The sequence below is a fragment of the Geopsychrobacter electrodiphilus DSM 16401 genome, assembly GCF_000384395.1.
Taxonomy (GTDB): Bacteria; Desulfobacterota; Desulfuromonadia; order Desulfuromonadales; family Geopsychrobacteraceae; genus Geopsychrobacter; species Geopsychrobacter electrodiphilus.
In genome coordinates, this window is the sequence record NZ_ARWE01000001.1 from 2,296,660 (window position 1) to 2,317,130 (window position 20,471).

The 20,471-nt window shown below is 49.4% G+C and carries 18 protein-coding genes; 10 read left to right on the forward strand and 8 right to left on the reverse strand.

Annotated elements, in window-relative coordinates:
• Positions 1-289: 289 nt before the first annotated feature.
• Positions 290-1,918, forward strand: coding sequence for an ATP-binding protein (locus tag D888_RS21410; protein WP_020676587.1), 1,629 nt, complete (start codon positions 290-292; stop codon positions 1,916-1,918).
• A gap of 5 nt (positions 1,919-1,923) precedes the next feature.
• On the opposite strand, the gene D888_RS0110880 is transcribed toward D888_RS21410, so the two are convergent.
• The gene (locus tag D888_RS0110880; RefSeq protein WP_020676588.1) at positions 1,924-3,336 is read right to left on the reverse strand and encodes a sigma-54-dependent transcriptional regulator; all 1,413 of its coding nucleotides are present in this window, start codon (positions 3,334-3,336) and stop codon (positions 1,924-1,926) included.
• Positions 3,337-3,874: 538 nt separating this feature from the next.
• Here D888_RS0110880 and D888_RS0110885 point away from each other — a divergent pair.
• The 8 genes from D888_RS0110885 (at position 3,875) to D888_RS0110920 (ending at position 9,423) form a co-directional block, all read left to right on the forward strand.
• Entirely contained in the window at positions 3,875-4,102 is a 228-nt protein-coding gene (locus D888_RS0110885; protein ID WP_020676589.1) for a hypothetical protein, read from the forward strand.
• 46 nt (positions 4,103-4,148) lie between these two features.
• Complete coding sequence (locus tag D888_RS24765; protein ID WP_020676590.1) at positions 4,149-4,814, forward strand: hypothetical protein; 666 nt, start codon at positions 4,149-4,151, stop codon at positions 4,812-4,814.
• 24 nt (positions 4,815-4,838) lie between these two features.
• Entirely contained in the window at positions 4,839-4,991 is a 153-nt protein-coding gene (locus D888_RS24340; RefSeq protein WP_020676591.1) for a hypothetical protein, read from the forward strand.
• 122 nt (positions 4,992-5,113) lie between these two features.
• Positions 5,114-5,629, forward strand: a complete 516-nt coding sequence (locus tag D888_RS0110900) for a cytochrome c3 family protein (RefSeq protein ID WP_020676592.1) — start codon at positions 5,114-5,116, stop codon at positions 5,627-5,629.
• Positions 5,630-5,687: 58 nt separating this feature from the next.
• On the forward strand, positions 5,688-6,626 hold the full coding sequence (locus tag D888_RS0110905) for a 4Fe-4S dicluster domain-containing protein (RefSeq protein WP_020676593.1): 939 nt from the start codon (positions 5,688-5,690) through the stop codon (positions 6,624-6,626).
• Entirely contained in the window at positions 6,623-7,927 is a 1,305-nt protein-coding gene (locus D888_RS0110910) for a polysulfide reductase NrfD family protein (RefSeq protein ID WP_020676594.1), read from the forward strand. Before D888_RS0110905 ends, D888_RS0110910 begins: the two co-directional genes overlap by 4 nt.
• Before the next feature lie 139 nt (positions 7,928-8,066).
• Positions 8,067-8,981 (forward strand): hypothetical protein, encoded by a 915-nt coding sequence (locus D888_RS21420; protein ID WP_020676595.1) that lies wholly within the window; start codon positions 8,067-8,069, stop codon positions 8,979-8,981.
• Between the two features lie 4 nt (positions 8,982-8,985).
• Positions 8,986-9,423, forward strand: coding sequence for a hypothetical protein (locus D888_RS0110920; RefSeq protein WP_020676596.1), 438 nt, complete (start codon positions 8,986-8,988; stop codon positions 9,421-9,423).
• A gap of 256 nt (positions 9,424-9,679) precedes the next feature.
• Here D888_RS0110920 and D888_RS0110925 read toward each other — a convergent pair whose 3' ends face one another.
• Positions 9,680-11,500, reverse strand: coding sequence for a cytochrome c3 family protein (locus D888_RS0110925; protein ID WP_026362344.1), 1,821 nt, complete (start codon positions 11,498-11,500; stop codon positions 9,680-9,682).
• Positions 11,501-11,724: 224 nt separating this feature from the next.
• Entirely contained in the window at positions 11,725-11,916 is a 192-nt protein-coding gene (locus tag D888_RS0110930) for a hypothetical protein (protein ID WP_020676598.1), read from the reverse strand.
• Positions 11,917-12,667: 751 nt separating this feature from the next.
• Between D888_RS0110930 and D888_RS0110940 the strand changes: the two genes are divergently transcribed.
• Positions 12,668-13,726 (forward strand): PEGA domain-containing protein, encoded by a 1,059-nt coding sequence (locus D888_RS0110940; protein WP_020676600.1) that lies wholly within the window; start codon positions 12,668-12,670, stop codon positions 13,724-13,726.
• Here the strand turns inward: D888_RS0110940 and D888_RS0110945 are convergent, their stop codons facing one another.
• The 5 genes from D888_RS0110945 to prfB all read right to left on the reverse strand — a co-directional run bounded on the left by D888_RS0110945 (position 13,727) and on the right by prfB (position 20,448).
• Complete coding sequence (locus D888_RS0110945) at positions 13,727-15,091, reverse strand: sigma-54 interaction domain-containing protein (protein WP_020676601.1); 1,365 nt, start codon at positions 15,089-15,091, stop codon at positions 13,727-13,729. It abuts the gene before it with no gap.
• 300 nt (positions 15,092-15,391) lie between these two features.
• A complete protein-coding gene (locus tag D888_RS0110950) occupies positions 15,392-16,081 on the reverse strand; it encodes a DUF554 domain-containing protein (RefSeq protein WP_020676602.1) in 690 nt (229 codons plus the stop codon).
• 105 nt (positions 16,082-16,186) lie between these two features.
• A complete protein-coding gene (guaA, locus tag D888_RS0110955) occupies positions 16,187-17,749 on the reverse strand; it encodes a glutamine-hydrolyzing GMP synthase (protein ID WP_156826993.1) in 1,563 nt (520 codons plus the stop codon).
• Positions 17,746-19,215 (reverse strand): IMP dehydrogenase, encoded by a 1,470-nt coding sequence (guaB, locus tag D888_RS0110960; protein WP_020676604.1) that lies wholly within the window; start codon positions 19,213-19,215, stop codon positions 17,746-17,748. Before guaB ends, guaA begins: the two co-directional genes overlap by 4 nt.
• A gap of 134 nt (positions 19,216-19,349) precedes the next feature.
• Positions 19,350-20,448, reverse strand: a protein-coding gene (prfB, locus tag D888_RS0110965) for a peptide chain release factor 2 (RefSeq protein ID WP_211215664.1) whose coding sequence is annotated in 2 segments (ribosomal slippage) — positions 19,350-20,378 and positions 20,380-20,448 — 1,098 coding nt in all. Because the reading frame shifts where the segments join, the coding sequence is not laid out codon by codon here.
• Positions 20,449-20,471 lie beyond the last annotated feature (23 nt).

A 20,471-nucleotide genomic window follows, 5' to 3' on the forward strand; every position in this document is an offset into this window, starting at 1 on the left:
ATTCAAGGTCTATATCGTCAGAATTCGGTCGGTTTCTGCGATGATTGCCCGCATTCCACGAAAAGCTTTGACTCCAAAATCGACAGGAGTGCAAGAGGAGATTCTGGCTCGAACAAAAAACTGGTCGAGTGTCTTAGGCCATTAATTGGGTCTCAAATACAAAGACCTCTTTCTCAGCAGAGCAAAAACGGTTCCCATAGCAGAATATAATAGCGTTGATCCATAAAAATACAGGATTTAAGCGAAAGTGCCAGGCACGATCAACAACTCCGGATTAAGGAGGGAATACATGCACCTTAAACTGGCTAGCAAGTACACCTGCTTTTCCTGCGGTGTCCTGATCATAACCATGCTCGTTTTTACCTTTTTTCATATCACCAAACTGAAGAGAACCTTTTTAGACGAGGCCGTTTACGAAGCGGATACCCTGAACGAGATATTGCAGCGGACCACTTATCATCAGATGCTGAACGATGATCGTGAACAGCTTCAACAAGTCATTGATGAAGCAGGCCAAATCAAACGGATCGAGAGAATTCGTATTTTCGGCCGTGAAGGAGTAATCCGTTTCTCCACCGATCACCATGAAATCGGCACTGCTCTCAACAATAAAGCCGCCGGCTGCGCCTTCTGTCATTTGAATGAAAAAACAACCTTGCTCGACACGACAGCCGAAAACCGCAGCCGGACTTTTATCGATGCCACCGGAAAAAACGTGTTGGGGATGACAAAAGGGATATATAACGAAGAAAGTTGCTATACCGCTGCGTGTCATTTCCATAAGTCAGGGGAAAAGAAACTCGGGGTACTCGACGTTGTCGTCTCACTCGACCAGATGAGCAGCATGACTCTGGATCATTATGCAGATATGTTCATATCTGCGTCCTTGTTGTTACTGGTTCTATCCATTTTTCAATATTTTTTCATAAAAAAATATGTTTCCAACCCACTGAACAAATTGCTTGAAGATACATATCAACTGGGTCAGGGCAATCTGGATGCCAGGATCGATAGCTGGCCTCAAAATGAATTCGGAACGCTTTGCCTGTCATTCAACCAGATGGCGCAGAACCTTGCTCAGTCCAGAAATGAACTCCGTGAATGGGGGAATACCCTGGAACGTAAGGTATCAGATCGGACCGAGGAGATTAAAGCAATGCAGGCGCAATTGGTGCAGGCCGCCAAGTTGGCTTCATTGGGGGAACTGGTTGCCGGCATTGCCCACGAAATTAACAATCCTCTCAGCGGGATTCTGATGTTTTCCTCACTGGCCATAAAATCTCCTGACCTATCACCACAAGTCAAAGAGAACCTGGAAGTGATTGTTTCAGAAACCAGGCGTTGTGCAAAAATTGTTAGCGCACTGCTCGAGTTCTCCCGAGAATCGATCCCCGAGAAACAACCCTGCTCCATTAACCAGATTCTCAACGAAACGCTGAAGCTGGTTTCCAAGCAGGAGTTATTCCATAACATTAAGGTAAAAAGTCAGTTTTTAGATTCTTTGCCGGACATTTGCGCCGATTCTGCTCAGGTGCAGCAAGTATTTTTTAATATGATGATCAATGCTGGCCAGGCGATGGAAGGGCGAGGAGTTTTGCAGCTGTCAACTGAGCTGGGCGGAGGGAACCAGTCGATAATCATCAAAATAATCGATAATGGGGTCGGCATCAGTAAGGAACATCTGGATAAAATCTTTGATCCATTCTTTTCAACCAAGGGCGAGAAGGGCTTCGGCCTCGGCCTGTCAATTTCCTACGGAATCATCAAAAATCATGGTGGAGAAATTCAGGTGCAGAGCCAAATTGATGAAGGGACCAAATTTACGATTACCTTACCCCTCCAGCGGGAAGATGTCTCCTCTGCAACAAGAAGTTGCCGTACTATTTCAGAAGATGGCGAGCATACTGAACAGGACTAAACTCTTTAAGAGGCCCTGTGTTTTCTAACCGAAATACCAAACTTTTTCAGCAGGGCCTGAAAGTTGGGACGCAACATGCCAGTCTCCTCTGCAGCTTTGGTGACACTCCAATTATTTCTTTCGAGCGCGGCAAACACAAACGCCTTTTCAACCGGCTCAACTGCCCGCTCCCGGGCCAACTGCTTCTTCTCTTTTAACTCTTCAGTATTCAGTGGAGTGAGATGTATATCTTCAAAACCATTCCCGTCGACCGGTAGCTCAAGATCACTTCTGGAGATTTTCTCGCCCTGAGCGAGGACAACCGCCCTTTCAATAATGTTTTCCAGCTCACGGACATTACCCGGGAAGCTATAGTGCTCCAGGGCAACCTGTGCCTCGGGGGTAATCCCTTTGACTTCCTTGCCGATTTCCTCAGAAAACTTTCGGATGAAGTGATTAATCAGCGTCGCAACATCCCCTTGCCGTTCTCTGAGCGGAGGAAGGTCAATCGGGATGATGTTAAGCCGAAAATAGAGATCATCGCGGAATGTCCCTTTCTCGACCATGGCTTCAAGGCTTTTGTTGGTTGCCGCGATCAGCCGGATGTCGATGCTGGTTGCCTTGATATCCCCGATCGGAGTGACTTCGCGTTGCTGCAGTACCCGCAACAGTTTTGACTGAGTGGTCATGCTGAGATTGGAAATTTCGTCAAGAAACAGACTACCGCCACTGGCAACGGTAAAGAGACCGGGCTTGGCGTGAATGGCCCCGGTGAAGGAACCTTTGACATGGCCGAACAATTCACTTTCAAGTAAATTTTCCGAAAGGGAGTTGCAATCGACGGCAACAAAGGGCTGAACTTTGCGTAAACTGTTATTGTGAATAGCCCGTGCCACCAGTTCCTTTCCGGTTCCGCTCTCGCCGTGGATGAGCACCGTGCTGTTGGTCGGGGCAACCTGTATCAAGCGTTGAAAAACCTTCTGCATCGACTTGCTGGAACCAACCATGCTTCCACAGGTGGGGGGTACAATCTGTTCTACACTCTGCGGAAGCGACGCCAAAATAAACGCCCGGTGCTTTTCTGCGGCTTTGACTTTTAGAACGATCTGGTCCGCCTCGAAAGGTTTGGTCAGATAATCAAAGGCCCCGTTTTTCATCGCCTCAACGGCGGAATCAACTGTTGCGTAACCGGTAATTATAATAACAGGTACGGCGGGCTGTAGAATCTGAACGGCTTTTAAAACTTCAATGCCCTGGATGAACGGCATTTTCAAATCGGTAATGACGATATCAAATTCGTCTTTCTGCAGCTTTTCCAAGCCGGATTTCCCGTTTGAGGCAAGATCGACTTGAAACCCCTCCAGAGAAAGTGCCTGACGAAGGCCTTCGCGAATAACAGCTTCATCATCAATAACTAAGACTTTACTCGGCTTGTCCATAATCACAGTTCCTACTCCCTCTTCATCTCATCATAAACAGATTTCAATAGTCGGCTATCCCCAGACTCTTACTCATATACGAAACGAGCTGTTCTCACACAATAGCACCTCAATAAATCAGTTCAGATAATTCTTCAGGCCAAGGAACAAGTAATCACATTATAACCTAGACCCGGATAAGAGCCACATCTTGTCGACAGTATTTCTACGGCACAGACTATGTGCCTGAAGAGGAGATAGATAAAAATCTTATTCAATGTACATTTCATTCGTAAACCGACTTAACCCAAACAAATACCTTGTAAAATCAAATACATAAAGATATCTGCTCCTCAAGGGGCAGGGTTCTCCTCCCCTACCTATGTATATAAATTTTATTTAATTACACCATCTACATGTCTCAATACTCAGATGCTACCTAAGAAAATCCATGTAATTACAGTAAGTTATATTTTTAATAAGCGCTAAACAAATTTCGGCACAACTGATGCGTTAGTAAATAAGCAGGAAGGTAAGACTAATCAGTAAGGAGGACGTCATGAAAAACATCATCCGCAATACCTTGGTTGTTCTAGCTAGCTTTTCGACTATCACTTACGCCGCGGCAGACGCTGGGAGTGGCGGGGGCAGCTTCCTGCTGACACTGTTTCTCGGTTTTTTTGCTCTGATTATCGTTCTTCAATTGATACCAGCTGCCATGCTGTTTGTCGGGATGTTAAAAGGCTTGTTCATTCACAATCCTAAGAAAGAGGAACATCCTAACTGAGCATTACCAAAGGGATCCGTTCGTTAATTTAAGAAAGGGTGTGGTCATGCAAGGTCTACTCATTGCCAATGAAAATCGCCAGTCACGGGACCGGTTGGCCCGTCTCTTTGTCGCAGATGATTTTCGGGTGACGACAACGGATGCGGTGGTCAACGCCTTGGAAGGTATTCTCGATAATTCGATCCAGGTGGTGGTATTGGGCGGGGAATTTAATGAGATGCACGTTGTCAAGTTGATACCGTTACTCAAGAAATGCAATCCATTTCTTTCCATCATTTTGGTCGCGGATGAGATCCCGCTCAATCTGCTACGTAAAATCCGCAAGGAGGGCATCTTTTATCATGCCTTAAGTCCCACCGGGGATGAAGATCGGGAAGAAATTTATCAAGCAGTTCTCTGTGCTTTCAGAACTTATCAGACGCGCAGGGATGCGCCGAACTCAACTCAACCGAAGGAGGTTTCCATGCGAAGCGTTAAAACGATTCTTACCAGTTTAGTCCTTGCGCTCCTGGCGGTGGCCCCGTCACTGGCGGCGGACACAGGAACGACCTATACCAGCGGTATCTTGGTGCTTGTTTTCGTAGGTGTTTGTGCTCTGCTGATTGTTGTTCAACTGCTGCCTGCAATCCGCGCTCTGTTCGACATGACCAAGGATGCGGCGGAAAAGAGACCCGCAAGCAAGTACAGCGCTGTCACTACCAAGAAGCATTAGCGAGCGCCAGAAAGGAGACTTACGATGCTTGAGCTATTCACACATATTGGCAAGGTCACCGAGGTGTTTACTCTGGTTGACTATTACACCTACATCAAAGGCATGGAGTATTTAATTTGTATTGCGTTTTTCGTCACTTTTCCGATGTTTTATCGCTACATCAACCACGAGGACTAGCGTTTTGGCTCCTTAGTGTTAAAACGATAGCAGGTGACCGTATTCAATAATATCTGGCTGCCTTGAGCGTAAAGCACGGTTGACCGACCGGCAGCCAGAATCACTAAAGGAGACGTGGCGCTATGTTTGTTGCTTCGGGTTGGCAGGTGATGGGTGTTTTTCTCTTAGCGATGTCTTTGCCATTTGCCGAGAACAGCTTTGGCATGGATGCTCCTGATACCATCGTTATCGATATTTTATCCAAGTACTACGAGCCGGTCGAATTCAACCATCAATTACACGTCGATATCGCCGAGGATTGCTCGGTTTGCCATCATCACACCACCGGGACCGGGACAGTAAATCCTTACTGTGCAAAGTGTCACGCTCAAAAGCAAGAGATGGCGACTGTAGCTTGTGTGGACTGTCACGCCGCTGAGACGTTCTCCTCCGAGGCGATCCATCGCCAGAGCCAAATGGATCTATTCCATATCGATGTAAACGGGTTAAAGGGGGCCTATCACCAAAATTGCCGGGGTTGTCATCAGGAGAAGGATGGGCCGACCGGTTGTCAGACTTGCCATATCAGAACCCTGGCAGGGGATGAATTTTATCATTCTGGAACTTTTGCGCCCCCCCCCCAACCCCAGGGTGAATGACTGACGGTAGACGTCACTTCCTGTAATTATTGAACGAGCTACGCAAGGAGATGTCACCATGAGTAAAGTAAGTCGCAGAAGATTTTTAGCTGGCGGTTTGGCAAGCGGGGCAGCAGTGCTGTTGGCTCCGGCCAAAAAAGTACTGGCCGCCGGTTCTTTCTCAGGATACCCGGATGGAATGGGGGTATTAGTTGATCTGACCAGGTGCCTCGGTTGTCGCAGCTGCGAGGCCGCTTGCAACAAGGAGCAGAATCTACCGCTCCCCGACCTTCCGTTTGATGACCTGTCGGTTTTCGATCAAACTTTCCACGGAGGCACCCAGAAACGTCGCCCGACGGAAAAGGCATACACGGTGGTCAATCGCTATGAGCCGCCGGAGTTGCCCAAACCGGTTTACCGCAAGGTTCAGTGCAATCATTGCAACGAGCCTGCGTGCCTGACCTCCTGTTTTGTCAACGCTTACACCAAGACTCCGGAAGGCGCCGTCATTTATGACAAGAGTGTCTGCGTCGGATGTCGTAACTGCATGATTGCCTGCCCGTTTAACGTTCCAGCTTACAGCTACTCCGAGGTTCTCGATCCGGTGATCAAGAAGTGCATCTTCTGCTACGACACGCGCCTTAAGTTTGGCAAACCGCCGGCATGTGTCGAGATTTGCCCCTCTCAGGCCCTGACCTTCGGCAAGCGTAAAGATCTGCTATTAATTGCCCGGTTGCGGATCAAGAGATCTCCCGAGACCTACCAGCCTGAGATTTACGGCGAGAAGGAGGTCGGAGGGACCAGCTGGTTGTATCTCTCTGCAGTCCCTTTCAATGAACTTGGCTTCGATACCAATTTGCAGAAAGAGCCGATCATCAACAATGTCAAGGGCTTCCTCGGCATGGTACCGATGGTCCTGGCAATCTGGCCCGCTCTATTTACCGGATTCCATCTCTTGGCGACCAAGCACAAAGATCAGGGGCATGAAGAGAGTCACGGAAAGGAGGGGAAACAATGAACAGATTGGCGGAACACGGAATCAACGCCCTCGACGGGGCGGAAAAACCTGATAGTAAAAAATGGAACCTGATGGAGAAGCTGTGCCTCGGCCTGCCCCTGGATCAGTACGTCAATCAGGTCCTGCGCAACAAATTTAATTGGCTGCTCTGCATCATCTTCGCTATCGGTATTCCGCTTATTATCTACCGCTTTCTGTTCGGTCTCGGCGCTGTGACCCATTCATCCTACGATTACCCCTGGGGCCTCTTCCTCAGTTTCGGCCTCTTCTGCATGGTGCCGCTTTCGGCTTCCGGTTTTATGCTCGGCACCACAGTCGAAATCTTCGGCCGCCACGATTTCGAGCCGATTGAACGACTGGCGTTGCTCAATGGCCTGCTCGGCTACCTGTTCGCCGTGGTTTACCTGCTGGTTGACCTCGGCCAACCCTGGCGTCTTTCCTACCCGATGATCTACGCCTGGGGTCCAGCCGCGGTGCTGTTTCTGGTCGGTTGGCACGTTGCCATCTACCTGTCGGTGCAGATGGCAGAGGTTTCCACCGCCTTCTTTGAGTGGATCGGCTGGCCGAAAGGCAAAGCCTTCATACGCAAGGGGGCCATCGGCCTCACTGTGGCCGGAATAATCCTCTCGACCTTGCATCAGGGGGCCTTGGGGGCCTTGTACACCTACGCTCCGGGCAAGATCCACCCCCTGTGGTACTCAACCGAATTCCAGTGGATCCTTTACTTTGTCTCTTCGATCCCGGCCGGCCTCTGCATGGTGATCGCGGTCAGCACCATCGTCATCAAGACCATGGCCTGGCGCTGCAGCGCTACCTTCAAAGACAACCTGGACCAGTTGACCATCAAACTGGCAAAGGGTGCGGCCCTGGCTCTGATAACTTATCTGGTTATCAAACTGATCGCGGTGGCTCATGATAATGAGTGGGTATATCTGGCGACAGGCTGGGGTGTCTGGTACCTGCTGGAAATGTTCATCGGGGTCATTCTGCCCCTCGTCCTTTTCGCCTATGGCGTCCGACATAAACTGGTCGGAATGGTTCGCATCGGAGCCTTTTTGACGATTGCCGGTATCCTGCTGAACCGTTTGAACACCGCGCTGATCGCTTTTAACTGGAAGCTCTACCAAGAGATTCCGCATGTATTCGAAATTATCATCAGCATTACCATCTTCGCCATTTACGTCACAGTGTATCGCTTCATTCTCTATCGGTTGCCAATCCTCTATAGCTGGAAAGAACAGGCCAGTGAAACGGGACAGGGAAGAGTTCTCCTGCCCATTCAGGGACAGAAAGAACAGTAGGAAGAACAAGAGGAACAACAGAAGGTTTCTGCGTTAGCATAATCGGGATTCACGAGCGGGTGCAAAAACGGCGGTCTGACCGCATATAAAAATCAGACAGGTGATGAGGAGACCCATAAACTTTTGGGAGGTGGGAAGCATGTTCAATAATCTGATCGCCAGGGCAATTATTCCAATCACCATCGCCGTTACCGGATTTGTGGTGTTCGGTTGTATCCTTCTCTACACGTTCATCAAAACTGACATGATCAACGAGGCGCTGGGGCATGTCGATAGCCTGGCTGAAACCGTTGCCAAATCGACAAGTTATGCCATGCTTAAGGACGAAAGAGAATCTTTAGCCAACATTGTCAGAAATGTCGGCACCCTTTCAGAAGTCCGTCAAATTCTGATCTATGATGAAGCAGGTATGGTCCATTTTTCTGGCGCGGATAAAATTACTGAAACGAGAGCGTTGGCAGGTGATATTGAGGCCTGGTCAAAGCAGATCATGCGACCTGACTATGCGCGAAGAACCAAAACCCAGCACAACGTCGAAAATAACGATGGCTTGATAGCTGTTTCGATCCCGATTTTGAATGAAGCGCACTGTTCGACTGCTTCGTGTCACTTTCACGCCCCAGATGAGCCAGTCCTCGGGTTCTTGAACATCAGTATCTCACGTGGAGCCCTGGAGAAAACCCTTGCTTTGCTCAAAAGCCGGATGATAATTTTCAGTTTGATGGTGCTGTTTTTAACGATCGGCGGCGTGGCCGCCCTGTTGCAAATGAATCTTTTTCTGCCGATCCGACGATTGACGTGGTGTGCCGAGCTAGCGGCCAGCGGGGTACAGGACAAGGACTTACCAGAATCTGATGGTAAACTCGGCCGTCTGAACGAGGATTTTCGGCGACTGATTCAGCAGCGGGATCAGGCCAGACAGGATCAGAAAGCCACATGTCTATCAACGAGCAAAGCAGACCATGATTCCGATACCAACTCCAGAATCAAAAACAGGGATACCAGATATCAATCCTCTGCGGCTACAGGTTCAAGCGAGAATCCGAAAACTTGAACTGTTGACCAGTAGCGGCCTGTGGATTCTGACCCTGTTCACGGCTTTGAGTCTTGGGGCCTATAGGGATTTTGATTTTCTCCCCACTTTAAGCTCCAGAATCCACAGCCTGCTCGGGTCAGGACCACCGACTAACTTTATCAACTGGGCACTGGTCCTCTATGGCTTCTCTGGCATCATCATGGTTCTAACCCAGATGACCAGCAGTAAGCGCCCACGGGGTGCACTGAGTCACTTCGGGTATCTCAGTGCCTTTTACACCTTTTATCATTTCTCCGGTGGTCTAACAGAAAATTTCTGGGCAGTTTTCACGGTCGGCATGACAATCCTCAGTCTACAGAGCTATCATGTATGGAACTACTACAGAGATAAAATTCACGAACAAGAAGAGATTCTTATCGAACTCAACAAACTGGCCGAGGACCGATCCGCCGCCAATTAGTAAATTATTACAACGACCAGCCAACAGGAACCCCTGACCATGAATCCGGCAGAGAGCTCACGGGAACCAGAGCGATTCCTCTCCCTCAACTCCGAACAACAAAGGTCCTCCGAAGAGGACCTTTGTTGTTCGGAGTTGAGGGAGAATTGACAACGCCCCTAATCCAACCGTCCCCGCTCCTCCTGTTTTCCTGCGACAGCCATGGCTATCTCTGGGGTCAATTTAGGTGCACTAACCTGTAGCAAATCAACACCAATCATCGCCCAGTAATAAAAGCAACAAACATCAAAAAGGCCAGGGCCAAACCGGTAAAGAATGCAAGAAAACCAAAACTCTTCATTATAAATTCGTAGATGATATGACTTGGCTTGCTCACTTCGAACTCTTCAATAATTCCGTCCTTTTGATATCTTTCCCACTGAGCTCCGCGTTCCTCAATGAATTCTTCTTTGGAAATTCGACCGTTAAAGATTACAAAATCCATGGGGAATTTTCCGGGACGACCATGGGTATTGAAGAAGTGAACAGTAAAGATAAACCCGGTCGCCAATAGGGCTTCGTCAGAATGCACGATGGTCGCAACGTTAAACACCCAACCGGGGAGAAACTGACCAAAGAATTCCGGAAACCAGAGCATTAACCCGGAGCCCCCGATAGCAAACATACCCCAGAAGACTGCGAGAAAATCGAATTTTTCCCAATAGGTCCAACGTTCAAATTTTGGCAAAGGCCCCCTGAATAGAAACCATTTAATCATTCCATTCAGATCCCGTAAATCTTTGAAATTTGGCATCAGGGAATCAGGACCAAATAAACGCTGCAACCAGTTCCCCTTTGGTTTTTTACTGATAAACAGAAAATCGAATGTCATCAACAGGGCGGCGAGAAAATAGTAAAACGTCAATACGGCACAGGCACGATGCAGCAAGCCTGCAAGCTCGACCCCGCCGAAGAAGGACATCAAAGTTTCAGCCCAAGCCTGATCACTGAATTTTAGCGGTAACCCGGTCAGGGACAAGCCAAGAAAGCTGACAATCACAATGATGTGAAAAAAGATGTGCCGCTTGGAGAACCGTCGATACTGCTTGTGCGCAGCCGGTATCACCTCCCCCTCGCCCCTCGCCTGGGCCGCTAATTTTTGTCGTGTATCGACAAAACCACGGAACATCCAAAGAACGCTATGCAGCCAGAAGAGCGCGAAGGTTCCGACCAAAAGTCCTGTCATACCAAGAAAAGTCCAGTACAAAACAGGATAGTTTTTACTATCATGCTCATCGCCATGGGCGTAAAACTTGGTAAATAGGGGAGTGGCTGCCGGGTGACATTTCGCACAGGTAGTGACCATGTTTGCACTGTTCACGCTAGAAGCAGGATCAGATTCGGGAAGGACCAAGTGAGCATTGTGACAATCAGCGCACCCTGCCGCCGGTTTGGTGCTTCCCAAGCTGTAGCTCTTGCCATGATAGCTATCGACAAAGCTTTTTACCCTGCCGAAAGGGACCCCATTGCGGGCCATTTTCTTGCTGTCATCATGGCAGCCGATGCAGACTTTAGTCGCTTGATTGAGAGAGAGGGTTGAGGTCGCCTGCACGGCGTGCATACTGTGACAATCAGGGCAGGCAGCCGAATCCTGATTGCCGGAGGCTACGGCCTGACCGTGAATCGACTTGGTATAATCATCTATAGAGTGGCACGTCTGACAGATGTCGACCGCCGTTTGTTTCACTCCATTCCAGGCACGTTGTGTATGGATCTCCAGGTGACAATCCTTGCAACCAAGTTCTGCGCTTTGATGAACACTGGTAGCATGGGCCGCCTCCTCCGCACGGTGACAACGCCCACAGTCGATCTGACTGGTATTGCTCGCGCTGACCGGATGCCCCTCTTGATTGGGCAGAGAGATATGACAACTGGTACAGCCGTTTAGTCCGTGCACCGAAGAAGTAAAACCCTGCTGGTATTGATCTTCCGTATGACAATCAACGCAGTTGTCGGAAGCTACAGTCGCTTGGGATGCAGCAAAGGCTGGAGAACAAAACAGTAACAACAAAATTACAAGCTGGCTAATCCATTGCATTCTTATACGAGGCCTCGTTAAAGGGTGAGGTGCCCGCAGACAAAGGATAGAACTTCCCCCCTGCTGAAAACGGAACACGCTGTTCTGGCAGTCATCGACCCGCGCAGAAAAACCTTGAGCTGCCAAATAAGAGCGGGTCGAATTGGTCAAACAGTAGAGCAGAAATCAGGCTAAAAATACCGCATGACCTTGAGTATGACACAGCCTTTGCCAAATACTTGACATCACCCAGAAATTTTGGCGGCAATTCTGGCCAGGACCGGATACGCAAGAAGGACCGCGGTAATAAAAGCAGCCGCCCCAAGGGCCAGTAGAAGCACACCGAGCCACATATCTTTCAATAAATGAACAGAAGCTGCCCTAAGTGAAACGGAATCCAAATGATGCTCACGAAACCAGTAACCGACAGTTCCCATAACCTTACCTCCCTTTCGCGGTTGCCCTTCACATGACTTCTGAAGGGTTTTATCAAGTATCTCAGGACAAGATGTGAGCCAAAACCGGATAAGCAAGAATGACAAAAGTGCTAAAGGCAATTACGCCGAGAGTCAGCAGGAGCACTCCGAGCCACAAATCTTGCAACAGATTGGCCGTGTCTGCCTTGAGAGAAATCGAGCTCAAATGATGCTCACGAAACCAGTAACCAACAGAACCCATAATCTTACCTTTGTCCAAAAGTGTATCTGTGTAAGTTAGCGGCATACCGAGCCACAATTGGCTATACTCTTACTGTTCCAAGTGTCGTGCCATCAAAGGCATATGACAAAAAAGAAAATAAATGTATATTTTTCATATACTTATACCATTAAAAAACCAGCATTTTGCCTAGGAGAATCATTAACACCGTTGCAGTTGCAACATTTAGGCGCTACTCAGCACAAAGAAACGGATGAATTAATTATGAATTATCATTATTCGAATGAGTTATGCACATTAATTAGGGGGGTTTCTGACCGATCTCACATGGCATTGCAGATATGTTGCAAATACGTTGCATAAACAACAATGCAACAGTGTATTCGCTATTAAAAATGATAAAAGTATACAAACCGCATGAGATAATCACCCTGTATGGGTTTTAATTGACTAAGATAAAGTTCAACGACAGATTTTCGGGTTATCTACTTTGTATTGCCCGTTTTGCCACGCACCAATAGGGAGAATTGAATGTATCCAAGGATCTTGAGTTTGCTGGTTCTTTTTTTAGTTTCAGCTGTCCCCTCTTTTGCTAAAACCGGTATTCTTGAAATATATACAACACCTTCTGGCGCCAGTGTATTTATCAACAATATTTATGTCGGCGTTACTCCTTATACCGATCCTGACATAAAAATAGGAACCCATCACATATCTGTTGTCCACGACAAAACTGGCTCGAGTAGCGAGTTTACTGCCACTGTTGACAATATTAATCCTCAGATTTACAAAATTAACCTTCAGAATGAAAAACAGAAAAAATTTAATGGGAGGATTGAACCGCCGACAATAATAATGGATCGTGGAAATATCGAGCTTGCCAGCATACCAACAGGTGCTCGTGTAGAAATTAATGGACAAGACCTCGCGATAACGCCAGTTAGTTTTCTAGATGTTGACACCGGTAAATATCAAATAAAATTTATTTTGGCTGAAAAAACCCTGGAAGGGGAATTTCAGATCAATAAAAATGAAACTGGAAAACTTATTGCGGACTTTGAACATAAAATTATTATTGATAAATGGCATGAAGAAAAATCAAAGATTGAACGTAAAGAAAAAGGCCGCAGTGAACGTATACTAGAAGAGAAAGAATTAGTTCGGGAAGGTCATGTTTTAAAAAATCTTCAGCTTCTTACTCCTGAGGTAAGGGCCAGAGTTTTGCGAGCACGAGATCAGAAACATCCGATTGCACCAATAGAAGAAATGTATCAGGGAAACCGTTCATATTATTATACAGCCCTCGACCTTGATCCAGAGGTAGTAAATTATTACAAACTTCCCTACGATCGTCTCACCCTTGAGTTAAAGAACTTAAGAAAAAGAAACTCAGAACGTATAGGTGTATTTTATGAAGGCGACTATGTTTTTCGATATGGCAAACACACGCGCCGCGGTCACTTAAACAGCAGCGTTCTTGCGACAGCTCGATTTACGCTTTACAACGACCTGACAATCAAGGTCAGCTATGACCCGGATGACTCTGGAGCGGGGAAAGGGCAGGGAAGTGTTTTTGTGAGCATCAGGTAGCTAAGCAAGGCCACACCGGCTCATCCACCGCCAGAGGGTTGTTCGATCAACCCCGAATTCCTGGGCAGCCCGATTTCGGTTGCCATTGAATCGTTCCAGGACAGAGCACAATTCTTCCTTTTCGGGACAGCCACGGCGACGTTTTAAATTTTCGTGTTCTGGATTGCGGAAGTTTTCGGGTAAAAGTTCAGTACTAATTTCACCATTCCTGCAAAAAATAATCGCGTGTTCAACAATATTTAAAAGTTCACGCACATTGCCAGGATAATCATGTCCCACCAGGAGTCGCATTGCTCCGCGGGAGAACCCTCTGACGGCCTTACCATAATCACGATTTAAACGTTCAAGGGCCATATCCAGCAAAAGGGGGATATCCTCTGAACGATCACGTAACGGGGGGATTGTAAACCCGACGACGTTCAAACGAAAATATAGATCACGACGAAAATTCCCAGCATCTACCATTTCTTTCAAATTTCGATGAGTGGCAGCCACAAAACGCACATCGGCATGGACCGGAGACTTAGCCCCTAATGGCTGATATTCACGGTTTTCAAGAACCCGTAACAACTTAACTTGAAGGGCAAGAGGAAGATCCCCTATTTCATCAAGAAACAGGGTGCCACCTTGCGCCATTTCCAATCGACCCGGGCGGCTCTCAACCGCTCCGGTATAAGCACCACGTCTAACCCCAAAAATTTCGGCTTCAAGCAAGGGTTCAGGCAGGGCACCACAATTGATGACGACAAGCGGCCCGTCTGAACGTGGGCTGAGATTATGAACTGCCTGCGCAAAGAGCTCCTTCCCTGTCCCACTCTCGCCCACAATCAACACGGTCGCGGTACTCGCCGCTATATCGGGCAAAACGTCAAATAATCCGTGCATACCAGCATTGCGGCTATAAATCCCTTCGAAGAAAAAACTCTCCTGAGATTGACGGGTTTGCACCATCGGGGTGGCAAGATTTCGCAGACTCTCGACAGCACCAACAATTTCTCCCCGTTCATTGCGAATGGGTGAGGCACTGATTGATACCCTTAATGGTCGGTTCTGCCTGTCATATATAGCGAGTTCGAGATTATCAACCTTTTCCCCAGCACAGATCGCCTTATGAATGAGGCAATCCTGCTGACAGATTTCGCTGTTAAAAATATCATGACATGTCTGACCTATAACTTCATCGCGTGAATACCCGGTCATAGTCTCTATAGCGCTATTAAACGAAATAATCCGCATGTCACGATCAACCGCAAAAATCCCGTCGGAAACGCTGTCGAGCAGATTGCGGTTCGGTGACAGGCCTTGCGATTCCTGATCAAGACTCAGATTAATCAGCTGATCAAGATTAAGATAACGACCGGGCATTAGCGCACATCCAGACAAAAACAGGAGACTTGGGAAGAGCGAGAAAGAGGTACGTGCTCATCACAAAACGCTCCATTATAAATTGAAACTCACGATCACAGACTAACTTTCGAAAAGGAAAGGTAAATCCTGAACTTTAATATGCTGATTATAACAGGAAAATTCGCCCATATTTAGGCTTAGGGTTTATTGATGAGAAAAACTGATTTTACTGCAATGAACGAGGGACAATATCCTGCAACTATAACGATGAGTGCGGAGCGAGTTGCAAAAAATGAGACCTGCGTTCGCTAAAATCAATTAGGTAGCCAGACCAAATCCCCACATGAGCCCAACCGCCACAAACACCGCCGGGAGAAGATTCCCGACAGGTAACCGCCTAATTTCCATAAGATCCAAAGCGATAGCAACAATAAGCAGGCCGCCGACTGCGTTCATTTCGACAATAACCGGCCCAGTCAGGATTGATTTCGTCAGTTCTGTTGCCAGGGTAATCCCCCCCTGATAAAGAGCAAGGGGAATAACTGAGAACAACACACCGATACCTAGTGTCGAAGTCAGGGCGATGGATGCGACACCGTCTAGCGCTGCCTTGGCGTAGAGGATTGTTGGCTTAGCCCCCGTCCCGTCCTGCAATGCGCCCATAATCGCCATGGCGCCAACACAATAGAGCAGGCTGGCGGTCACAAAACCTTCGGCAATTTTTCCCAGGCCTGAGAACCGCTGCTGGAGACCACGGCCAAAGGCTTCCAGACGCTTTTCAATGCCCAATAGCTCGCCGATCAAACCTCCCAGAATCAGGCTGCCGATCACGATCATCACCTGCTGGCTCTGGATCGCCAATTTTAAACCGATCAGGAGCACCGCAAGGCCAAGACCAACCATCAGGGTCTGCCGCAATCGCGCAGAAAGGTGACGGCCTGCCCAGCGCCCGATCAATGAGCCCACGACAACACCAGCGACGTTAATGAGGGTGCCCTGCAATATCATGATAATTCCTGGCCGGTTAGTGGGGAAATCAAAGTAGGCCTGCGCGTGACCAAATAAGAAAGGCCACCGGCTTTCACCGGCGACCCTTCTTGAGTGAGCCTGGCGCTATTCCCACTCAATCGTAGCTGGTGGTTTACTCGAGATATCATAGGCAACCCGGTTTATCCCTTTGACCTCGTTGATAATCCGCCCACTGATGTGGGCCAGATCTTCATAGGGCATCTGGTACCAGCCGGCGGTCATGAAGTCTTTGGTTTCGACCGCACGCAGGGCGACGACGTATTCGTAAGTGCGCCCGTCACCCATGACACCGACGCTCTTCACCGGCAGAAAGACGGCGAAAGCCTGGCTGATCTTGTCGTAATGGCCACGCGCGTAGAGTTCTTCAATGTAGATTGCGTCCGCCTGACGCAGGATATCACAGTACTCTTTTTTAACTTCGCCGAGGATGCGTACGCCCAGACCAGGACCGGGAAAAGGGTGACGCCAGACCATGCGATGCGGCAGTCCGAGTTCTTCACCGACGGCGCGGACTTCATCCTTGAACATTTCACGCAGTGGTTCAAGCAGTTTGAGGGTCATATAATCGGGCAGACCACCGACGTTGTGATGACTCTTGATATTGTGCGCCTTGCCGGTCTTGGCCCCGGCCGACTCGATGACATCGGGATAGATAGTCCCCTGCGCCAACCACTTGGCGTTAGCGAGTTTCTTCGACTCTTCTTCAAAGATATCGACAAACAGGTTGCCGATGATCTTACGCTTCTTTTCGGGGTCGGCCTCGCCGGTCAACTTACTCAAGAAACGTTCTTCGGCATTAACCCGAATCACCTTGACCCCGAGACTCTCCCCGAAAGTGGTCATCACCTGGTCCCCCTCACCGAGCCTTAACAGACCATTGTCGACAAAGACGCAGGTCAGCTGATCGCCGATGGCGCGATGGATGAGAGCTGCGGCAACAGAAGAATCGACCCCGCCGGACAAACCGAGAATGACCTCCTCGACGCCAACCTGCTCACGAATACGTGTGATGGCGTCTTCGATGATTTGTCCGGGCGTCCACAGCCCATGACAGCCGCAGATTTGCCACACGAAAGTATCGAGCAACTGCTCACCGCGCGGGGTGTGATTGACCTCGGGATGAAACTGTACGCCATAGAGATTTTTGGCGACATTCTGAATCGCACAGACCGGCGCATTAGTGGTATGCGCAACCGTCTCGAAACCCTGTGGCATGGTCTCGACATGATCGCCATGACTCATCCACACCGGGCTGACGCCGTCGACAAAAAAACCGGCAAACAAGGGGCCCGGGGTTCCTTCGGCCAGCAACTCGGCATGGCCATACTCACGCTTGCCAGCCGCGATGACCTGGCCACCAAAGTGACGGCTCATCAACTGCATGCCGTAGCAGATTCCAAGCACGGGCACACTCAGGTCAAACAGTTCCTCGGCTATCTGGGGTGCTTCCGCTTCATAGACCGATTTAGGGCCTCCGGAGAGGATAATCCCCTTGGCACCAAACGCCTTGATCTCATCAAGGCCCATGTCGAAAGGGTGTAGTTCGCAATACACATGGGCTTCACGCACCCGGCGCGCGATCAACTGAGTATATTGCGAGCCAAAATCAAGAATCAGGATCTTTTCGCTATGGATATCCAACATCAGTTCGGCCGTTCCATACGGTAGTTGGGTGATTCTTGAGTGATGGTGACATCGTGAACATGGGATTCACGCAGACCGGCATTGGTGATACGCACGAACTGCCCGTTCTCCTGCAGTTCTTTGATGGTGCGGCAGCCGGTGTAGCCCATACCGGCGCGCAGCCCCCCCATCAATTGATGAATATTATCCGACAGTGGCCCACGGAACGGCACCCGTCCCTCGATCCCTTCAGGAACCAGCTTAACGTCCTGCTCATCGCTCTGAAAGTAGCGGTCCTTGCTCCCCTGCTTCATCGCGCTGAGGCTCCCCATGCCGCGATAAGACTTATATGTCCGGCCCTGATAGAGGATGGTTTCGCCGGGAGATTCTTCGGTCCCGGCGAAGAGCGAACCGATCATGATAATATCGGCACCAGCAGCGATCGCTTTAGGCAGATCACCCGAAAACTTGATGCCACCATCGGCGATCAACGGAATCCCGGCGGCGCGGGTGACCTTGGCCACCTCACGAATCGCAGTGATCTGCGGCACACCGACTCCAGCTACCACACGGGTGGTGCAGATCGAACCCGGCCCGATTCCGACTTTAACCGCATTGACGCCGGCGGCGATCAGCGCCGATGCAGCAGCGCCGGTAGCAATATTGCCTGCCATTAACTGGAGCTCCGGATAGGCCCGGCGCACGCGCGCGATCGCATCGAGGACCCCTTGCGAATGACCATGGGCGGTATCCACCACGATCAGATCGACGCCGGCCTCAACCAGCGCAGCCATCCTCTCTTCCAGATCGATACCGACACCGACCGCAGCCCCGACCCGCAGGCGGCCAAAAGAATCCTTGCTGGCATGAGGATACTTACGTACCTTCTCGATATCCTTGATCGTGATCAGCCCCTTGAGAGCAAAACTCTCGTCGACCACCAACAACTTCTCAATCCGATGTAAATGTAGATGATATTTCGCCTCTTCGAGAGTGGTCCCTGGTGGAACCGTCACCAGCTTATCTTTGGTCATGACGTTAGCGATCGGCTGGTTAAGATTCGTCTCAAAGCGCAGGTCACGATTTGTCATGATCCCGACCAGCTTGCCGTTTTTGGTCACTGGAACCCCTGAGATCCGGTACTGTTTCATCACCGCCAGAGCTTCGTAGATCTTCTGATCAGGATCCATGGTAATCGGGTCGACAATCATGCCGCTCTCCGACTTTTTGACCTGATCGACTTCACGCGCCTGTTCGACCGGGGTCATATTTTTGTGAATGATCCCCATCCCTCCTTCCCGCGCCATGCAGATGGCGGTACGCGACTCGGTAACCGTGTCCATCGCCGCGGAAAGCAGTGGGATGTTCAGTCTGATTTTCGCGGTTAATTGCGTCGTCAGGTCGGCTTCCTTGGGCAGTACTTCGGAATGAGCCGGGAGCAGAAGCACGTCGTCAAAAGTTAATCCCATCGGAACTTCAAGGTCATTCATTATCAATCTCCTCAAGCTGTCGGGCCTGAAATAAGGCCCGTTTAAAACCGGCGAATGTCTCTAATACTTATGTCCATCAAGCAGTCTATATAGAAAAACGGCCCTGGCTATCTCTTCCCGCCAGGGCCGTCATCTTATTTTTTCCCGCTCAGCAGAAAGGCCTCGACAAAACCATCGAGATCACCATCTAGCACGGCATCGGTATTACCAACTTCGTAACTGGTGCGATGATCCTTGACCATCCGATAGGGGTGCAGCACATAACTACGGATTTGGCTCCCCCAGCCGATCTCTTTTTTATCTTCGGAGAAGGTCGCGGCCTCCTCTTCTTTTTTGCTCATCTCCAGTTCATACAGGCGCGCCTTCAACTGCTTCATCGCGGTCGCCTTGTTTTTGTGCTGGCTGCGCTCGTTCTGACAGGAGACGACAATGCCGGTCGGGGTATGGGTAATCCGGATGGCCGAGTCGGTTTTATTAATATGCTGTCCCCCGGCACCACTGGCGCGGAAGGTATCGACCTTAAGATCTTTGTCTTCAATTACCACTTCGATCGAATCATCGAGTTCCGGGAAGACAAACACCGAACTGAAAGAGGTATGACGACGGGCGCTCGAATCGTAAGGGGAGATCCGAACCAGACGATGAATACCATTTTCGGCGCGCAGATAACCATAGGCATAAGGGCCTTCGACACTGAAGGTCGCGCTTTTAATCCCGGCGTCATCCCCCGCCTGATATTCGGTCATCTCGGTCTTAAATCCCTTTTTTTCGCAATAGCGCAGGTACATGCGCAACAGGATCTCGGCCCAATCCTGGGCCTCGGTACCGCCAGCACCGGCATTGATGCTGAGAATAGCATTGTTGGCGTCATGCGGGCCCGAGAGCATGCGGGCAAATTCCATCTTTTCAATCTGACGGGCGAGCAACGGCAGCTGTGCGTTCAGCTCATCCAGAGAGTCCTGATCTTCTGACTCTTCGCCGAGTTCAATCAGCACTTCTGCATCTTCGAGTTGTTGCCTGATGCTTACGCAACTCTCCACGATCTTTTGTATCAGAGTGCGCTCACGCAGCAGGTCCTGAGCCTTGTCCCCCATGTCCCAAAATCCGGGACGCGCAATTTCCGCTTCGAGTTCGGCGACACGTTCCTGCTTGGCAGGGACGTCAAAGATACCTCCACAACTCGGCTAACTTTTCTTGCAGCTCTTTGACGTTCTCTTTGGGTTCGCGAAACATGGACAACTCCTGCTTTATAGTAT